The 17,412-nt window shown below is 42.2% G+C and carries 13 protein-coding genes; 5 read left to right on the forward strand and 8 right to left on the reverse strand.

Features of this window, described 5'->3' with window-relative positions; genetic code table 11:
* Positions 1-460: 460 nt before the first annotated feature.
* The 5 genes from kdsB to C9J47_RS20310 all read right to left on the reverse strand — a co-directional run bounded on the left by kdsB (position 461) and on the right by C9J47_RS20310 (position 6,804).
* Positions 461-1,207 carry a 3-deoxy-manno-octulosonate cytidylyltransferase gene (kdsB, locus tag C9J47_RS20290; protein ID WP_006233571.1) on the reverse strand — a complete coding sequence of 249 codons (747 nt, stop codon included), beginning with the start codon at positions 1,205-1,207 and terminating at the stop codon, positions 461-463.
* On the reverse strand, positions 1,207-1,386 hold the full coding sequence (locus tag C9J47_RS20295; RefSeq protein ID WP_006233570.1) for a Trm112 family protein: 180 nt from the start codon (positions 1,384-1,386) through the stop codon (positions 1,207-1,209). Before C9J47_RS20295 ends, kdsB begins: the two co-directional genes overlap by 1 nt.
* A complete protein-coding gene (gene lpxK / locus C9J47_RS20300) occupies positions 1,367-2,401 on the reverse strand; it encodes a tetraacyldisaccharide 4'-kinase (RefSeq protein WP_107255126.1) in 1,035 nt (344 codons plus the stop codon). The genes C9J47_RS20295 and lpxK overlap by 20 nt, the downstream gene beginning before the upstream one ends.
* Entirely contained in the window at positions 2,401-4,158 is a 1,758-nt protein-coding gene (msbA, locus tag C9J47_RS20305; protein ID WP_107255127.1) for a lipid A ABC transporter ATP-binding protein/permease MsbA, read from the reverse strand. Before msbA ends, lpxK begins: the two co-directional genes overlap by 1 nt.
* Positions 4,159-4,344: 186 nt before the next feature.
* Positions 4,345-6,804 (reverse strand): DNA internalization-related competence protein ComEC/Rec2, encoded by a 2,460-nt coding sequence (locus C9J47_RS20310; protein WP_107255128.1) that lies wholly within the window; start codon positions 6,802-6,804, stop codon positions 4,345-4,347.
* Positions 6,805-6,920: 116 nt separating this feature from the next.
* Between C9J47_RS20310 and C9J47_RS20315 the strand changes: the two genes are divergently transcribed.
* Entirely contained in the window at positions 6,921-7,433 is a 513-nt protein-coding gene (locus tag C9J47_RS20315) for a DUF2062 domain-containing protein (RefSeq protein ID WP_006233566.1), read from the forward strand.
* A 774-nt stretch (positions 7,434-8,207) separates the two neighbouring features.
* On the forward strand, positions 8,208-8,873 hold the full coding sequence (locus tag C9J47_RS20320; RefSeq protein ID WP_107255129.1) for a DedA family protein: 666 nt from the start codon (positions 8,208-8,210) through the stop codon (positions 8,871-8,873).
* Between the two features lie 99 nt (positions 8,874-8,972).
* Here C9J47_RS20320 and lolE read toward each other — a convergent pair whose 3' ends face one another.
* Genes lolE through lolC form a run of 3 tightly spaced genes read right to left on the reverse strand, consistent with a single transcriptional unit; the run spans position 8,973 to position 12,107 of the window.
* On the reverse strand, positions 8,973-10,217 hold the full coding sequence (gene lolE, locus C9J47_RS20325) for a lipoprotein-releasing ABC transporter permease subunit LolE (RefSeq protein WP_107255130.1): 1,245 nt from the start codon (positions 10,215-10,217) through the stop codon (positions 8,973-8,975).
* On the reverse strand, positions 10,217-10,906 hold the full coding sequence (gene lolD, locus C9J47_RS20330) for a lipoprotein-releasing ABC transporter ATP-binding protein LolD (protein ID WP_107255131.1): 690 nt from the start codon (positions 10,904-10,906) through the stop codon (positions 10,217-10,219). The genes lolE and lolD overlap by 1 nt, the downstream gene beginning before the upstream one ends.
* On the reverse strand, positions 10,899-12,107 hold the full coding sequence (gene lolC / locus C9J47_RS20335; protein WP_107255132.1) for a lipoprotein-releasing ABC transporter permease subunit LolC: 1,209 nt from the start codon (positions 12,105-12,107) through the stop codon (positions 10,899-10,901). Before lolC ends, lolD begins: the two co-directional genes overlap by 8 nt.
* Positions 12,108-12,355: 248 nt before the next feature.
* Here lolC and C9J47_RS20340 point away from each other — a divergent pair, with 248 nt between their 5' ends.
* The 3 genes from C9J47_RS20340 to C9J47_RS20350 all read left to right on the forward strand — a co-directional run bounded on the left by C9J47_RS20340 (position 12,356) and on the right by C9J47_RS20350 (position 17,396).
* On the forward strand, positions 12,356-12,952 hold the full coding sequence (locus C9J47_RS20340) for a PilZ domain-containing protein (protein WP_107255172.1): 597 nt from the start codon (positions 12,356-12,358) through the stop codon (positions 12,950-12,952).
* Positions 12,953-12,961: 9 nt separating this feature from the next.
* A complete protein-coding gene (mfd, locus tag C9J47_RS20345) occupies positions 12,962-16,417 on the forward strand; it encodes a transcription-repair coupling factor (RefSeq protein WP_107255133.1) in 3,456 nt (1,151 codons plus the stop codon).
* 88 nt (positions 16,418-16,505) lie between these two features.
* Complete coding sequence (locus tag C9J47_RS20350) at positions 16,506-17,396, forward strand: peptidoglycan binding protein CsiV (RefSeq protein ID WP_107255134.1); 891 nt, start codon at positions 16,506-16,508, stop codon at positions 17,394-17,396.
* Positions 17,397-17,412 lie beyond the last annotated feature (16 nt).

A 17,412-nucleotide genomic window follows, 5' to 3' on the forward strand; every position in this document is an offset into this window, starting at 1 on the left:
GCTTCATATCACAGGCGTATGTTCTTAATTGTTTACAGTTAGTATTGATTTCTTTGCTACTTGGGGAAAATTGAGGTTTTAAAATCTATTATGAGAGAAAAATTTCTGTAGATTGTGTTATTTATATCTTTGTGATACATGAGCCCCTAAAAGGGTAATGCCGATCAGTTAGCGAAAAATGATCAGTTAAACGATCCTCTAAGGATGTCAAAATCCGAGTGTAATCATAAAAGGAATATGGCAGAGAGCTTAATACTCGAAAGGTGGAGAGAAAGAACATTCCCGAGAACGGTTAAGCCTCGGCCTCAGCGATATGCCAAAAATAAAAAAACCGTTCACCTTAAGTGAACGGCATTAACTCAATATAGTGGCCTTTTTATTTGTCTATCAACGTCTTATTGATAAAGAAATGAAACGTGGATAACGGCTATTTACAGCTAGCGATGAACGCTTGCTACTCTTAGCCAATTAAAGCACGTACTTTCTCTAAATCTTCCGGTGTATCAACACCCGCGGGAGGCGCATCAATAGCAACAGCAACATGGATCTTTTCGCCATACCAAAGTACACGAAGCTGTTCTAATGCTTCCACTTTTTCAAGTGCGCTTGGTTCCCAGTTGATGTAAGTATTTATAAACCCAGCACGATAAGCGTAAATACCGATATGACGTAATAAATTATGATGAATTTCCTTTGGTGATTTCGCATAGTTATCACGATCCCAAGGAATAGATGCTCGGCTGAAATACATCGCATAGCCATCTTTATCCAACACCACTTTCACCGCGTTTGGATTAAACACTTCATCTTCGTGATCAATCTCGACACCTAGCGTTGCCATTGGGGCATTGTTGTTTGCTAGATTATCTGCGACTTGTCGAATAATGGTGTCAGGAATTAATGGTTCATCACCTTGTACATTAACGACAATATGATCATCTGCTAACTGATATTTTTCAACCACTTCAGCAAGGCGCTCTGTGCCTGATTCATGATCATTTCGCGTTAAACAAACTTCTCCGCCGAAGGCTTTAACGGCATCAACAATACGCTGGTCATCCGTTGCTACGATCACGAGATCTGCACCGGCTTTACTAGCTTGCTCGTACACCCACTGAACCATTGGCTTGCCACCAATATCAGCCAAAGGCTTACCCGGCAGGCGGGTTGATTGATAACGCGCTGGAATAACTACCGTAAATGACATTACTTTACCTCGTCTGAACTCAGCGTTCGCGCTTCAGGTTCGATCAATACAGGGATACCATCTTGAATAGGATAAGCTAGACGATCAAACTTACAAATCAGTTCATTTTTTTCTTTATCGTAGTTCAATTTACCCTTACATACTGGGCATGCTACGATTTCAAGCAGACGGTGATCCATATTCTTCCTTTACCTTAATTATTCGATTAATAATGGCATTTGCATTCGATGTTGGTATCACTGCATCTACAGGTACATACCACCAATTCGACTGCGCAAAAGCGTGGCATTTAACCGCATCTTTTTCTGTCATCACTAAATGTTGTCCCTGTTGGGCCAAATGTTTTAATTCCGTTTCTGAGAATGCCTGATGGTCAGTAAATGGCTGACAATGTACAGGTGTTACTCCCAGTTCTTCTAATGTTTTAAAAAAACGGGGGGGATGACCAATACCAGCCATTGCCACAATATTCTCTAATTCATTAATTGAACATCGCTCGCCCGTTTTAACATTAATTAATGCTGAGGGCTGCAGGTGCATCGGTGCTTCGTTTTTTTTCGCCTTTCCACCGTTACAAATCAAGAAATCAACTTCGGCTAAGCGATCACACGTTTCACGCAATGGTCCTAATGGCAGTAATTGCTGATTACCAAAGCGGCGTTGACCATCAATAACAACAAATTCGATGTCTCTTGCGAGTGCATAATGCTGTAGACCGTCATCAGTAATAATCACATCAACATCATGTTCGAGTAACATCATTACGGCATCAGAACGTTTAGGTGATACTGCAACAGGTGCACCCGTTCTTCGACGAATCAATACAGGTTCATCACCGACGAGTTCAGTGGAAGTCTTATCTTCCACCAAATAAGGGTAATGTGGCGCTTTACCACCATAACCACGAGAAACAACCCCCGGTTTAAGCCCTTTCGCTTGTAGCTGTTCAACGAGCCATACAACAACGGGCGTCTTACCATTACCTCCAGCTGTAATATTACCAACAACAACAACAGGAACCGGTGCCCGATAAGCGACCTTTTCACCCGTTTGGTACTTATTACGGCGACGAACACTGATAAAACCAAAGAGTTTACTCAATGGCCAAAAAAGTGGCCAAAAAAGTACATTCAGTAACAGCATCAAACCTTTCGGATGATGCCCAAACCAAAACTTTTCAATAAGTGCAGCCATTAATCACCAAACTGAATGCGGTGAAGTTGCGCGTAAGCACCATCATGTTTGATCAATTCACTATGCGTACCACGTTCAATGATTTCACCATCATCAACCACTAAGATTTGGTCGGCACCTTCAATAGTTGATAGGCGGTGGGCAATCACTAAAACCGTACGATCTTTTTGCAATTCATCCAATGCCGACTGAATAGCACGTTCAGATTCAGTATCAAGGGCTGAGGTTGCCTCATCTAAAATCAACACTGGCGCATTACGTAATAGTGCGCGAGCAATGGCTAAACGTTGACGCTGACCACCAGAAAGGCTAACACCGTTTTCACCAATAATTGTATCTAAGCCTTGTGGCATGTCTTTAATGAAATCCATCGCATAAGCAAGCTCTGCTGCTTTTTCAATATCAGCACGACTGAAGTTATCACCGCTTGCGTAAGCAATATTATTTGCAATGGTATCGTTAAAAAGGTGCACATTTTGAGAAACAACTGCAACCTGTTCGCGCAGATTCGACAATTGATAGTCTTTAACCTCGCGACCATCTAATATCAATTCGCCTGAATCAATATCGTAAAAGCGCGTTAATAGATTCGCAATCGTACTCTTACCCGACCCCGAACGTCCAACAAGTGCCAGTGTTTTACCTGCAGGTAAATCAAACGACACGTTACGCAATGCTGGCGTATCTTTGGTTGGATAAGTGAACGTAACATCTTTAACTTGAATATCACCGCTTACACGCGCAACTTCATGCTTACCGTTATCTTTTTCAGTTTCAAGATCCATCAATTCAAACAAGGTTTGACAAGCAGCCATACCGCGTTGGAATTGCGAAGTAACGTTGGTTAATGCTTTTAAAGGACGCATCAAACCAAACATTGCACCAAAGACAACAGCGAATGTACCAGGAGTAAGCTCGGCACGTAATGCATCAGAGTTAGCCAAGACTAATACAACCACTAAAGCAAACGATGCAATTACCTGAATCACAGGGTTGGCAATCGCCTGCGCAGACACTAACTTCATTGTTTGCTGGCGCATATGATTACTAACAGAATCAAAACGTTTCTTTTCAACCTCTTGACCACCGTAACTTAATACGACTTTGTGTCCTTTTAGCATTTGCTCTGCAGATGATGTAACAGAACCCATTGCATCTTGCATATTTTTTGAAATCTTACGAAAACGCTTAGAAACCAAACGAATACTGAACGCCACAACAGGGGCAATAACCAATAAAATGGCCGAAAGCTGCCAGCTGTTCCAGAACATCAATGCCATTAAGCCAATGATAGATGCACCTTCACGTACCATGCTCACTAGCGCGCTACTTGTCGCAGAAGCAACTTGTTCTGAATCATAAGTAATTCGAGAAAGTAAGGCTCCAGAAGATTCTTTATCAAAAAAGCTCACTGGCATTTTCATGAAATGATTAAACAAGCCACGGCGTAAATTCATTACGACTTTGCCAGATACCCAAGACAAGCAATATGTTGATACAAAGCCACTCGCGCCACGTAGTATCATTAATCCGACTAAATAATATGGCATCATAGAAAGAAAGTCTGATTCGATGGTCTCTAATCCACCGAAGCTTTCATCAAGAAGAGGCTTAATCATCGATAACATTAGGGTATCACCCAATGCATTAATGATTAGCGCAACGACCGCGACTGATAAGCCAGCCTTATAGAAACTGATATACGGCCAAAGTCGTTTGTACGTTTCCAGTGTTGATTGTTCAGTAGATTGCGTCATTAAAATTCATTTTTCTTAAAAACAATTCCTATCATTCTACTCTGATACTAGGATTGCGCCAAATAAGTTAAGCCATTGATGCATGTCTTATCTACTTTTTGCTTATTGATTATACAGCTGTATTTATTCTAAAAAGCCCATCGACGTTATCAGACTAACTTCTCACATATTCACGCCTAAAGAGCATCATTCATCCGAAAATAAACGTCGATACCAAGTATCATCAACATCTTGTCGATAGCGTTGTGTTTTTCTGCTGCCAGCTTCAATATCTATGGATATTTGCCCAGTTTGTGCGGTATCTAACCACCTTGTGCCTTTATCTATATAACGCTGCTTGATTTGTGTTGATGGTAAATTCCAAGGGTTATATTTAGCACTCGATACCAGAGCAAGTTCAGGAGACATACCTGCCAGCCACGTATTGGTCGACGATGTTTTACTGCCATGATGAGGAACAAATAAGATATCAGGCGCAAGATCTGGGTATTGGCGAGCCAAAAGTAATTCAGATATCGCATCAATGTCACCTGTCAGTAGTGCGTTGGTTGGCTTAACTGTATGAATATTTCGATCGCTTATTTGCACGACACAAGAATGAGGATTAGCCGCCCGCTTAACGATTTTAGGTGGCCACAACACCTCGAAGTTGAGCCCTTCCCATTGCCAGAGGGCTCCTTGCACACAGGGAAGAAAACCATCTCGACGATCACTACTACGCTTCCAAATTGGTTCAAACTGCTGAGATATAATATCGAAGCCACCAGCATGATCACTGTCTGCATGGCTCAAAATTATCCCGTCTAACTGATTAATGCCTTTCTTTCTCAGCACGGGCTCTATGACAGATGTAGCAATACTGCCTTGTTGCCAACGGTTTCCCGTATCATACAAAACCGCTTTCCCATTACGCTCAATTAACACTGCAAGACCATGCCCCACATCCAGCATATTGACTGTCCATAACGGTGACGCAGCATCACCTATTGAAGATTTATAATGATTTACATCAGCATCATTGGCTAAAAACGACTGATTAAAAGTCACCAACGTAGACATCGCTTGCTGGAAAAATAAAGGGATTCCCCAAGATACGAAGACAATCAAAATTGAGATGTGTATCCATTTGAAGTTACGCCAAGAAACAAACCACCCTAGCGCTGCCCATGCCATTCCCCCTATTAAGAAAGGCAACCATGCGGATGATAATGATAACCACGTACCAACAGATTGCTCAGCCAACCAAATAACTGGATATAAGGTCCAATCGGCTAATTGCCAAAAAACATTCGATAACCAAGGAAACCACACCGTCGCAATGGCAGCTAAAACCAAAGGCACAGTCAATGTACTCACCCAAGGGACAGAAACAAAATTGATCAATGGCGCGAGTAGCGATGTCCCACCAAACCAATACCATTGAAGCGGTAACATAAATAGCAATAACACACACTGTAACTGTGCTAATACTTTCATCTTTTCCCACAATAGGTCTTTCTGATAGTCAATATTGTTTTCAGTCGGAACTGTGCGCTGTTGCCTTACACCACTCAAATTCGCAAGATATAAAATGAAGACTGCAGAAAAAGACATCCAAAAGCCCGCGGCATAAGACGCTAACGGGTTGAGCATTAAACAAATAGCCAGAGCAACAATAAAAATTTTCCAGCCAGGCCACTGAATGCGTAACCTGATTAAAATCATCACAATTGCACACATTAATACTGCGCGTACCGTTGGTAAACTAAAACCCGCTAACCATGCGTACCCTAGCGCACACGCAAAACCACTCCATAACGGTAACCATATAAAACGATGCAGCTCCGGCAAAAGCGCACATATTTTACTGCCAAGCCACCAGCCTAATAACATCGCCAAACCGATATGTAGACCTGAAATTGCCATTAAATGGGCTAAGCCACTGTCTCTTAGCCGTTGCCAATCATGAAGCTCTAACGCATCCCGTACGCCAAAGCCTAAAGCCATTAAATAAGCTTTATGGGTTTTATCAGCCAATTCTGCCATTGCCTGAATGAAAATACGCTGCCGTAAGGTAATAGCCGAACTATTGTCACTCGGTGTTCGTGCTGTTTGTTCTACACTAAGGCTATCGATGTAAGAGCGGCCTACAATCGTTCCGCTTAAAACGGTGCCTCGCCCATGAATACCGTTTGCAACGAAATACTTTTCGGCGTCAAAGCCTGCACTATTCAATCGCCCATACGGACGGCGAAGTTTCACCGTTAACTGCCAAATTTGGCCTTGATACATTTCAGGAGGCTGTAGCCAATTTAAGCGGACGTTTAAAGGATAATATGAATCTATTGGATAAGAATTGAGCGTTAAGAGTTTGAAATCTATTGTACTAGTGGAGATCTCGCTATTAAGTAGGCTACTTACCTTAGCAACTATGGTAATATTCTCGCGGTCAATGGGTATTTCTTTTACTGAATTTGTATAAATATTTACACTTAAAGCTGCCATAGCGGCACCTAACGCAATCCAGATCAATAAATGAATACGTAAAAAATAAGAAACTACGGCACCTAGCATTACGGCAGTCACAAACCAGAGATAATCTGGAATGGCATGCCACCAATGAAGAAACAAAAGCCCTATTGCAATGCCAGTAACCGCTTGGTTCATTGTGTATTGCCTTAAGCCTGTTGATTTAAAATAGTATTTTCATGCTTTATGTTTTAATACTTAGTATTCGCAATTAATGACTTTCAGTTCATTGTTTTCAAAGCGTATGTATATCGATGCCAAGACAACTTATTAAACGTTTTTTACCAAATCACGAAACAATTAAGCGCCAAAAAGCACTTAAAATTTTCGGTAATGTGCTTTATAACCCGAACCTATGGTGCCTTAATCGCCGCTCTGCTTCGGGTGCTTTTGCTGTGGGTCTGTTTATGGCGTTTGTTCCACTGCCCAGCCAGATGATAATGGCGGCCGGACTCGCCATTCTGTTTGGTGTAAACCTCCCTCTTTCTATTGTATTAGTGTGGATTAGCAACCCTATTACGATGCCCGTATTATTTTATGGTGCGTATAAGGTTGGGGCTTGGTTGATGAACTCACCACCACAGCCATTCCATTTTGAGCTGTCTTGGGAGTTCCTGCTTCACCAAATGAGCCAGATAGGTCCACCTTTTATGCTTGGCTGTTTTACTACTGGCATTGCTTTTTCTTTAATCGGTTACTTTGGTATTCGCGGTTTATGGCGTTACTCGGTAGTAAGAAGCTGGAAGAAACGTAAATTTCGCAACTAAGACTCATTTAGAAACCCAATAAGTATTGAATGCTGCATTTCACTAAAACCTCGTTCGCGGGGTTTTTTTACGTTTATATAAATAATGCAGCAAGCAAAAAGCCACCCATTCTCTTAAAAATGAGAGTGACCACATTTACCTTAAATATGTTTGTTTTCACTACAATTATATTTTAGAGCGAGTTCACTACTGTCTATGGCTCTCCAACTCAAACGCCTCAATGGGTACTCTTTACACCCAAATACTTCATTCTATTGCAGCCCGCCCCATAAACAGATTGCTTTTATTTTCAAACTTGAGTAAAAGACATGAGGCTTTCATTTCTGAGCAATTACCTTGCGTAAAATATTTAACTATTTTTTACTCAGTACTTTTTTAGTATTGGCGATAACAGTCAATGTCACGGAAAGCAGCCAGCAAGCAACAAGCAATCCAGTACATTTTTCGCATACTCTTATTCAGAATGATAATCACGACGCCTATATTTCAACCCAGCGTAGCTTTCGTGTTGAACAAAAAAGACAATGGAGGCCTCTCCCGGCATCGTTGCACAATATTCAGTACTATCTCTACTTTTCAGCTCGATTATCGGCGGCGAATAAAATAGCAGAGCAAACGCTAACAAAGTTGTTCTCCTTGTCTGAGCGGCGACATGTACTTAACGGCCAGCATTTTAACAACCTACAGTACAAATTTATTCACACACGAGCATAACGCCCCCTTTCAACTCGCTATTTATTTATAAATTTAATTAATAACAGAAAGGTAACCCGTATGTTCGAGTCATTCATGGCTATTTTCTCGGCACTATGGCATCAAAATTTTAGTATTCTAGAAAACCCTGAAAGCATCGCAATGATCTATTTTTGCGTAACATTTGTCATTTTCTTAGAGAGTGCATTATTACCTGCAGCACCTTTGCCGTGCGACAGTATCGTCATTTTAGCTGGCACATTAGGTGCGATGGGAATCATTGATTTTAAGGTTATCGTCTTACTGCTTACACTCGCAGCTGCAATTGGAAGCTGGGTTGCTTATATGCAGGGGCGATGGCTAAAGCATTTGCCTAAAGTACAGTCTTGGGTAAATTTAGTTCCGGCACACCGAATGAAAACGGTTGATAACCTGCTTTTTCGTCACGGTTTAATTGCACTCTTTATAGCCCGCTTTATTCCTGTCGTACGTTCTCTATTGCCTTTGATGATGGGAATACGGATTAAGAATCAAGTGCACTTTTTTCGCTTTGCTTGGTTAAGCGCCATCGCCTGGGTGTTACTACTCACTGGCATAGGTTATTCGCTCACCTTCTTACCCGAGAAAGTTGCCCATATTGCAACGGTAGGACTCATGTTAGCGCCATTTGCAACCCTAGGATTGGGCATTATGACTCTCATCATCAGCTGGGTTATAAAGAAAGATAAGAAGCCCACTTCAATCTGAAGAGATTAATCAACCTTCTCCTTAAACAAAAAAAACCGTCGCAATGACGGTTTTTTACTCATAGCAACCTAGATAAGTATTACGAGCTAAAACAATATGTTACTTAGCGCTCAACACCAATGCTGGTTGTAAGGCGCTTGCCCTGCGTGCGGGGTACCAGGTCGCTAGTAAACTTAAAATAATGGCCGTTATAGCAACAACTACAACATCATTAATCGCCAACTCGGTTGGTAAAAAATCCACAAAGTAGATGTCACCTGATAAAAACTGGTGTCCGATCAGCGTTTCGAGCCCTTTAACCAAGCTCGTCAGGTTTACTGCCACTAAAGAACCAATAATCGACCCAACAAGGCTACCGACAACACCGGATAATAAGCCATGCCAAATGAAGATGGATTTCACCAGACCATCAGTGGCCCCCATTGTTCGAAGAATCGCAATGTCTGGCGCTCGATCTTTTACAGACATCATCAAGGTTGAGATAATATTAAAGCAGGCAACACCAATCACAAGTATCATCACCAAATACATAATGGTGCGCACCATCTGAATGTCTCGATACAAGTAGCCATATTTCTGTGTCCAACTTTTTAAATAGACGTACACAGGCAAGGTAAAGCCGACTTCTCTAACAATAGATTGAGCATCAAGCACATTATCGACATTCAACGAAATTCCCGAGACTCCCTCGCCCATCGATAAATACTGCTGAGCATCAGCTAACGGTATAATCGCAAAGTTATGATCAATCTGACCACCAAGTGCTAATAATCCAGACACTTGTAAACGAATACGATGTGGTGAACGGAGCTTTTTCTCTGGGTCGGAATTAGGGATCATCGCTGTAATCCAATCTCCCACGCCGATCTGCAATTTTTGAGCAACACCTTGCCCTAAGATAATCTGCTTATTCCCCGCAGCAAAATTCTGCCAAGCATTATCTTTTACATACTGTGGTAACGCACTGACTTGTATTTCATCTTCAGGTTTTACGCCACGCACTTCTACCGCTTTTAGATTAATGCCTTTTTCAAGTAAAGCAGTAAATGAAACATACGGCGCCGCACCCGTTACTCGCGGATGTTTTTTCACCGTTTCAAGTATGGGCTGCCAATCGTTCAAAGGGGCTTTGACTGCTTCTAGTTCACCATGAGGAATAACCGCTAATACGCGGTTTTGTAATTCACGTTCAAAGCCATTCATTGCCGATAACCCAATGATAATGACAGCGACACCAACAGCGATACCCAAAATAGAAGAGATTGAAATGAACGATACCATGCGGTTTCGTTGTTTCGCTCGGCTAAAACGGCTACCGATATAAAGAGATAAAGGTCGAAACATTAAACTACCTCAACCTGAACCAAGTTACCGTCTTGCATATGCATACAACGATCTAGCTTCGCCGCTAATTCATTATCATGAGTAACCACTAAAAAGGCCGTACCCGACTCTTTATTTAACTTACACATTAGATCATAGATTTCGAGTGCCGTTTTATGATCTAGGTTACCCGTAGGTTCGTCAGCCAATACAATTGATGGGTTATTGACTAATGCACGAGCAAAGGCAACACGTTGACGTTCACCACCACTCAATTCGGAAGGTCGGTGCTCATAGCGGTGACTAAGACCAACCATGTCTAAAATAGATTTTGCTTTTGACTCAGCTTTATCTGTAGCCATGCCGCCGATTAATAGTGGCATGGCGACATTTTCCATCGCACTAAAATCGGCAAGCAAATGATGAAACTGATAAACAAATCCTATTTCCTGATTTCGAATTTTCGCTTGTTTATTCGCGCTCATCGAATTCAATTTCTGACCTTTAAAAAACACATCACCGTCACTGGGTTCATCAAGTGCACCTAGTAAGTGTAATAACGTGCTTTTTCCTGAGCCTGAAGAGCCAACAATTGCGACTAATTCATTGGATTCAATGGCAAAGCTCACCCCTTTCAACACTTCAGTTTCAAGCTGAGCTTCGCGATAGATTTTACGTAAACCATGACAAACTAATAACGAATTACTCATAACGCAATGCCTCAGCAGGACGAACAGATGCCGCACGATAAGAAGGGAAAATAGTGGCAATAAGACTTAACAAAATAGCACCTAAAATAACAAATATAACCTGTAACGGTTCAATTACGACTGGTAGAGACCCACCCGCCATAAGATATTGCACACCAAAAACGGACATAACCGTGTTCAAATTCGCCGCCAGTAATATGCCTAGCACACCACCACTCACGGCACCAATAACACCACTACTTGCACCTTGAACCATAAATACCATCAGCACTTGGCGGTTAGTCATACCTTGGGTTTTTAAAATGGCGACTTCTGCTTGCTTCTCCATCACCACCATAATCAGGGCTGAAATGATGTTAAATGCAGCGACACCAATGATCAGCCCAAGCATTAAGCCCATCATATTCTTTTCCATTTTAACGGCTTGAAACAGCTCACCGCGTTGTTCTCGCCAATCAGACCATTGCCAATCATTCGGCATAGGTACTTGAGCAAGTTCAGTCACAGCAAAAGGATCATCGAGGAATAATCGCCACCCCGTCATTTGATCAGCTTTATAACGAAGTAATTTTCCTGCGTCTTGCATATTGGTAAGAATAAGTTGCTTATCAACATCAGAGCCCGTGTCGAAGAAACCTTCAATAGTAAAGTTACGTTGGCTAGGAATACGCCCTAATGGTGTGTACTGGCTCGCACTGGTTACCATAAGGCGAATTTTATCACCCACTTGCACCCCAAGCTGATTGGCTAACGCTTGACCAATAATAACCCGATAGCTACCCGGTACTAGGTTATCTAGTTTTCCTACCGTCATGTGCATTGCTATAGGCTCAAAATAACTAGGATCAATCCCTATCATATTACCAGCCGCTAAAGACGATGCACTTTGCAGTACCGCTTCACCGCGGGTGATCGGCGTAACATGAGTAACATGGGATAATTGTTGCAATGATTGGGGGGCGGTATCTGATACAGGCATGCGCCCATCATCTTGAGAAATAACAGCTTGAGGTAAAACACCTAAAATTCGGTCTTTTAGTTGTTGCTCAAAGCCATTCATAACGGAAAGTACAGTCACTAAAGACAGCACACCAATGGTGATACCTGCAGTGGACATATATGATACAAAGCGACTGAATCGGTCACCTGAACGACCACGCAGATAGCGTAGACCGATAAAGAAAGATACTGGATGAAACATAGGTTAGAGAAACCATCCCTTGTCTAGAGTAAAGAAAGAATACCCGTTGCTGCCTTTGATTACCATGCAACAACGTAAAACTAATGTAAAAACAGAGAGTAAAAAACGTACAGTCAGATGTGTTTACTTGCTCGAATGCAATACCTAAGTAATAATCGAGTAATTATGAATAAATACTAACACTCGCATAGCTGTTCGACCTGTAATACAGGGAATAGTTGCGAATGTTAATTAATAACGAGAGCGACATGGAACAGGACGAATATTTTTCAGTCCATACAGGGCTAACCATAAACGTAGAACCTCTGGCTAGCGATGAGTGCTTGCCTGATGAACAAACGTTTATTCAGGAAATCCCCCCTTTATTTCGTGTCGCCAGCGAGTGCAGCGGTTTAGAAGAAAGTGCAGAGCGCACGCTTAAGGGGTTTGGTAAAGAAGACAGTAAAGCATTACTGACTTACCTTGCAGCCCAAAACAGTAAAATAAATTTACTGCTTTCTTTTGTATTATCTCAACAAGATAACCCTAATTTTCGTTATATTACCGACAGTTTTGGTGCTAGTCAGCTTACCTTTGTTTCAGGTTCTCCTTTTACTGTTGGCACATCTGTTAGAGTAAAGCTGTTTCTTGAGCAGCCACCCGCTGCAATATACTGTTATGCAAACGTAACAGCATGTGGAACTAAAGTGCATGAAGACGACTCAGATGAAAAGCAAACTCAATATGAGATCACTCTGCGCTATAACCGTTTACAAGAAGATGACCGTGATCTTCTGATCCGTGCTGCTTTGCATATTCAGCAAAAATTACTGCGCATACGCGCCCAACAGCGAACAGAATCATAAGTTAATCACATGAAAGCATTATCATTACTCTCACTGCCCCTGCCGAGTAAAAAAGGGGATAACCGTTTCATTGGTAACCTATCTGGTGCTGCTTTGGCACTGTCTGTCGCTGAACTGTCTCACGCACATCAAGGCCCTGTCCTTGCTGTTGTGCCTGATACGCAAACAGCGCTGCGCCTACAACCAGAAATTAGTCAGTTCACGTCTGTCGACGTGAACGTATTTCCTGATTGGGAAACACTGCCATACGATAACTTCTCGCCACACCAAGATATTACGTCTGATCGTCTGGCGCGTTTATACAAGTTACCCACTCAGTCTGATGGCATTATTCTGGTGCCTATTAGTACCTTATTGCAGCGTTTAACACCCCGTGATTACCTTCGCAAGCATGCTTTAATTGTACGTAATGGTGATCGCCTATCACTTGATAAGCTTCGTTTACAGCTAGAAGCATCTGGCTATCGCCATGCCGAACAAGTAATGGAACATGGCGAATATGCCAGCCGAGGTTCATTACTCGACCTATTCCCAATGGGCAGCAATCAACCCTATCGAATTGACTTTTTCGATGACGAAGTCGACTCCATTCGTCAGTTCGACCCTGAAAATCAGCGTTCAACCGGTGAAATTGATAGCATCAATTTATTACCCGCTCACGAGTTTCCAACCGATGAAATTGCAATCGAAAATTTCCGGATGCGTTGGCGTGAACGTTTTGAAGCTCGCCGTGAACCCGAATCTATCTATCAGCAAGTGAGCAAACGCACTTGGCCTGCTGGTATTGAGTATTGGCAGCCGCTGTTTTTTGAGAAAACTGAAACACTCTTCGATTATTTACCTGATGAAACCTTATTAGTAACATTAGGGGAATTAGAGCCTTCCGTTGACCATTTCTTGGCAGATGCAGACTATCGCTTTGATCAACGTCGTGTTGACCCATTGCGTCCTTTGCTAGAACCCAAAGAATTATGGCTAACAAAAGATGAGATGTTCCGCGGTTTTAAAACGTTACCGCAAGTTCGGATTCGTAATGAAAACGAACCCGATAAAGCAGGTCGCTACAACCCGACGTTAACGCCAATACCAGAAATAATCATTAACCAGCAACTTAAAGAACCTTTTGCAGCCCTGCGTCGTTTTACCGAGCAATTCAAAGGCAAAGTTGTCTTTTCCGTTGCATCTGAAGGCCGACGTGAAGCACTACTCGATCTATTAGCGCGTATAAAAATGCGCCCAATGGTGTGCGCAAACCTAGAAGAAGCCATTAAAGCACCAAGTGATTACACGCTGGTTATTGGTGCTGCAGAGCAAGGCTTTATTCTTGAATCGCCTTCTGTCGCGTTTATTTGTGAAAGTGATTTACTCGGTGAGCGCGTTAATCAACGCCGTCGTCGTGATGAGAAAAAAAGTGTCAATGCCGATACCATTATTCGTAACTTGGCTGAATTACAAATCGGCCAGCCCGTAGTACACATCGATCATGGTATTGGTCGCTATCAAGGTCTGCAAACATTAGAAGCCGGTGGTATAACAACCGAATATGTCATGCTTGAATACCATGCTGGCGCAAAGCTCTATGTACCTGTTGCATCGTTACACCTGATTAGCCGTTACTCCGGCGGGGCTGATGAAAGTGCGCCGTTGCATAAACTGGGTGGTGAAGCATGGGTAAAAGCACGTAAAAAAGCCGCTGAAAAAGTACGCGATGTAGCAGCAGAATTACTCGATGTTTACGCAAAGCGAGAACTAAAACCTGGCTTTAAATTCACGTTAGATCGAGAATCCTATGCTGATTTCTGTAGTGGCTTCCCTTTTGAAGAGACCCACGATCAAGCCTTAGCGATTAATTCCGTACTTTCAGACATGTGTCAGCCTAGAGCCATGGATCGCCTTGTGTGTGGTGACGTTGGCTTTGGTAAAACAGAAGTTGCTATGCGTGCTGCATTTGTTGCTATTGATAACAACAAGCAAGTCACGGTATTGGTGCCCACAACATTGTTGGCACAGCAGCATTTTGAAAACTTCCGCGATCGTTTTGCCAATACGCCTGTGCGTGTTGAAGTGCTTTCTCGTTTCAAAACAGCCAAAGAACAAAAACAAGTTATGCTTGATGCCGAAGATGGCAAAATTGATATCCTCATCGGCACACATAAATTGCTTAACGCATCAGTCAAATACCATGATTTAGGCTTGTTAGTTGTTGATGAAGAACACCGCTTTGGGGTACGTCAAAAAGAGAAAATTAAAGCCATTCGTGCTGATATTGATATTTTGACTCTAACAGCAACACCGATCCCTCGTACGCTCAATATGGCAATGAGTGGAATGCGTGATCTATCTATCATTGCAACACCGCCTGCACGTCGCTTAGCCATTAAAACCTTTGTACGAGAACGAGACGACGCCATTGTTCGTGAAGCAGTATTACGTGAAATAACACGTGGTGGTCAAGTTTACTTCCTGCACAATGAAGTCGATAGTATAGAGAAAACCACCGATGAATTAGCCAAGCTGATCCCAGAAGCGCGTATCACTTTTGCCCATGGGCAAATGCGGGAACGTGAGCTCGAAAAAGTGATGGGCGATTTTTATCATCAGCGCTTCAACCTGCTCGTCTGTACAACCATAATCGAAACCGGTATTGATATTCCGACAGCAAATACGATCATCATGAATCGTGCAGACAACCTTGGTTTAGCACAGCTACACCAACTTCGAGGGCGTGTTGGACGATCGCACCACCAAGCCTACGCCTATTTATTAACACCACACAAAAAGCGTATGACGAAAGATGCAGTCAAACGTTTAGAGGCCATCGAATCACTGGAAGATCTTGGTGCAGGGTTCACACTCGCAACGCATGACCTTGAAATTCGTGGTGCCGGTGAATTATTAGGTGACGAACAAAGTGGGCAAATTCAATCCATTGGGTTTTCACTATTCATGGAAATGCTAGAGCAAGCGGTTGAAGCATTGAAAGAAGGTAAAGAGTCATCACTTGATGATCTGCTACGTAAGCAGACGGAAGTAGAGCTACGTTTACCCGCGTTACTGCCTGATGATTACATTCCAGATATCAACATGCGCTTATCATTGTACAAACGTATTGCCAGTGCGATTGATGAGCAAGATTTAAACGATTTAAAAGTCGAACTGATTGATCGGTTTGGTCTATTACCTGAAGCAACAACCAACTTGCTAACGGTAAACAATTTAAAATTAAAAGCAGCTGCAGTCGGTATTCGTCGTATTGAGGCGGGTGAAAAAGGTGGATATCTTGAATTTGAACAAGATGCCGCCATTAACCCTGTTTTTCTCGTCGGTTTACTGCAATCAAAGCCTCAACATTACCGTATGGAAGGTCCAACCAAACTAAAAGTCATGGCACCAATGACAGATCGCAAAGAACGCATCAAGTTTGTGGACCAGCTACTAACCCAATTATCAGAAAACACAATATAATCCAAAACATACAAACCAAACGGCTGACTTTACTAAATCAGCCGTTTGTATGAATTGGAAATACAAGCACTGAAGTGCGGAGATTACCTTGAAAAAACTGATTTATTTGCTTCTTCTGGCCGTTAGTTGGCCATCATTTGCGGCGAGACAGTTTGATGTAGAAGTTATTCTATTCAAGCGAAACATTAACCCTGAACAGGTTAACGAATCTTGGCCCGAACAACTCAAACAAGTTGATATGCAAGGCGCTCTATCTTTAGAAGATACCGCAGCATTAAAAGCGAAAGGGGTAACTATTCTACCGTCTAGCCAATATGCACTTGATACCCAGTATAACAAACTTAAAAAACACGCTGGCTTTACGCCTCTTGCACACATTGCATGGCGCCAAGGTGATCAGAATCAGGCTAATGCACCTAAGTTATATATCACAGCGGGGCGTGATTTTTCTGAGCAGTTTTTACCTGATGGCCGCTCAAAAAAGGATGTTGAACAACCTACGAACGCCATTTCAATTGACAGTGATACCAACAATGCTGGCATTTCTGTCGTAACAGATAACAGCACATCTCTGCTATCAAATTCCAATAACGATGTAGATGCCGATGCAAGCTCAGATTCGCTATATCAATTAAACGGAATGCTACAAGTTTATGTTCAGCATTATTTATTTTTAGATGCCAACCTCGATTTACGAGAGCCAAGTCGTCGTGAAGTTATTATGACGAAGCCATTACTTGAAAGCATTGTTAATGAACAGAATGCGATGAATACTGATACTGCCACAGAAAATGGCATTGACGTAAACAGTAATGTTCAAATTGGTCACCTACAAGAAGTGAAAAAGAACATTAAGGTTGAAGAGTTTTTGAAGCCTTATCGATTATCACAACAGCGCCGCATGCGCAGTGGCGAAATACATTACTTAGATAACCCACTACTAGGCATTATTATTCAAGTACGCCGAGTAGGAAGCTAAATTATACTACCAACTA

This window comes from Photobacterium indicum, assembly GCF_003026215.1.
Taxonomy (GTDB): Bacteria; Pseudomonadota; Gammaproteobacteria; order Enterobacterales; family Vibrionaceae; genus Photobacterium; species Photobacterium indicum.

What these genes read in the sequence shown, in the direction of transcription:
- kdsB (WP_006233571.1), bottom strand. Translation starts at nt 1,207, where the DNA reads ATGTCATTTACGGTAGTTATTCCAGCGCGTTATCAATCAACCCGCCTG.
- C9J47_RS20295 (WP_006233570.1), bottom strand. Translation starts at nt 1,386, where the DNA reads ATGGATCACCGTCTGCTTGAAATCGTAGCATGCCCAGTATGTAAGGGT.
- lpxK (WP_107255126.1), bottom strand. Translation starts at nt 2,401, where the DNA reads ATGGCTGCACTTATTGAAAAGTTTTGGTTTGGGCATCATCCGAAAGGT.
- msbA (WP_107255127.1), bottom strand. Translation starts at nt 4,158, where the DNA reads ATGACGCAATCTACTGAACAATCAACACTGGAAACGTACAAACGACTT.
- C9J47_RS20310 (WP_107255128.1), bottom strand. Translation starts at nt 6,804, where the DNA reads ATGAACCAAGCGGTTACTGGCATTGCAATAGGGCTTTTGTTTCTTCAT.
- C9J47_RS20315 (WP_006233566.1), top strand. Translation starts at nt 6,921, where the DNA reads ATGCCAAGACAACTTATTAAACGTTTTTTACCAAATCACGAAACAATT.
- C9J47_RS20320 (WP_107255129.1), top strand. Translation starts at nt 8,208, where the DNA reads ATGTTCGAGTCATTCATGGCTATTTTCTCGGCACTATGGCATCAAAAT.
- lolE (WP_107255130.1), bottom strand. Translation starts at nt 10,217, where the DNA reads ATGTTTCGACCTTTATCTCTTTATATCGGTAGCCGTTTTAGCCGAGCG.
- lolD (WP_107255131.1), bottom strand. Translation starts at nt 10,906, where the DNA reads ATGAGTAATTCGTTATTAGTTTGTCATGGTTTACGTAAAATCTATCGC.
- lolC (WP_107255132.1), bottom strand. Translation starts at nt 12,107, where the DNA reads ATGTTTCATCCAGTATCTTTCTTTATCGGTCTACGCTATCTGCGTGGT.
- C9J47_RS20340 (WP_107255172.1), top strand. Translation starts at nt 12,356, where the DNA reads ATGGAACAGGACGAATATTTTTCAGTCCATACAGGGCTAACCATAAAC.
- mfd (WP_107255133.1), top strand. Translation starts at nt 12,962, where the DNA reads ATGAAAGCATTATCATTACTCTCACTGCCCCTGCCGAGTAAAAAAGGG.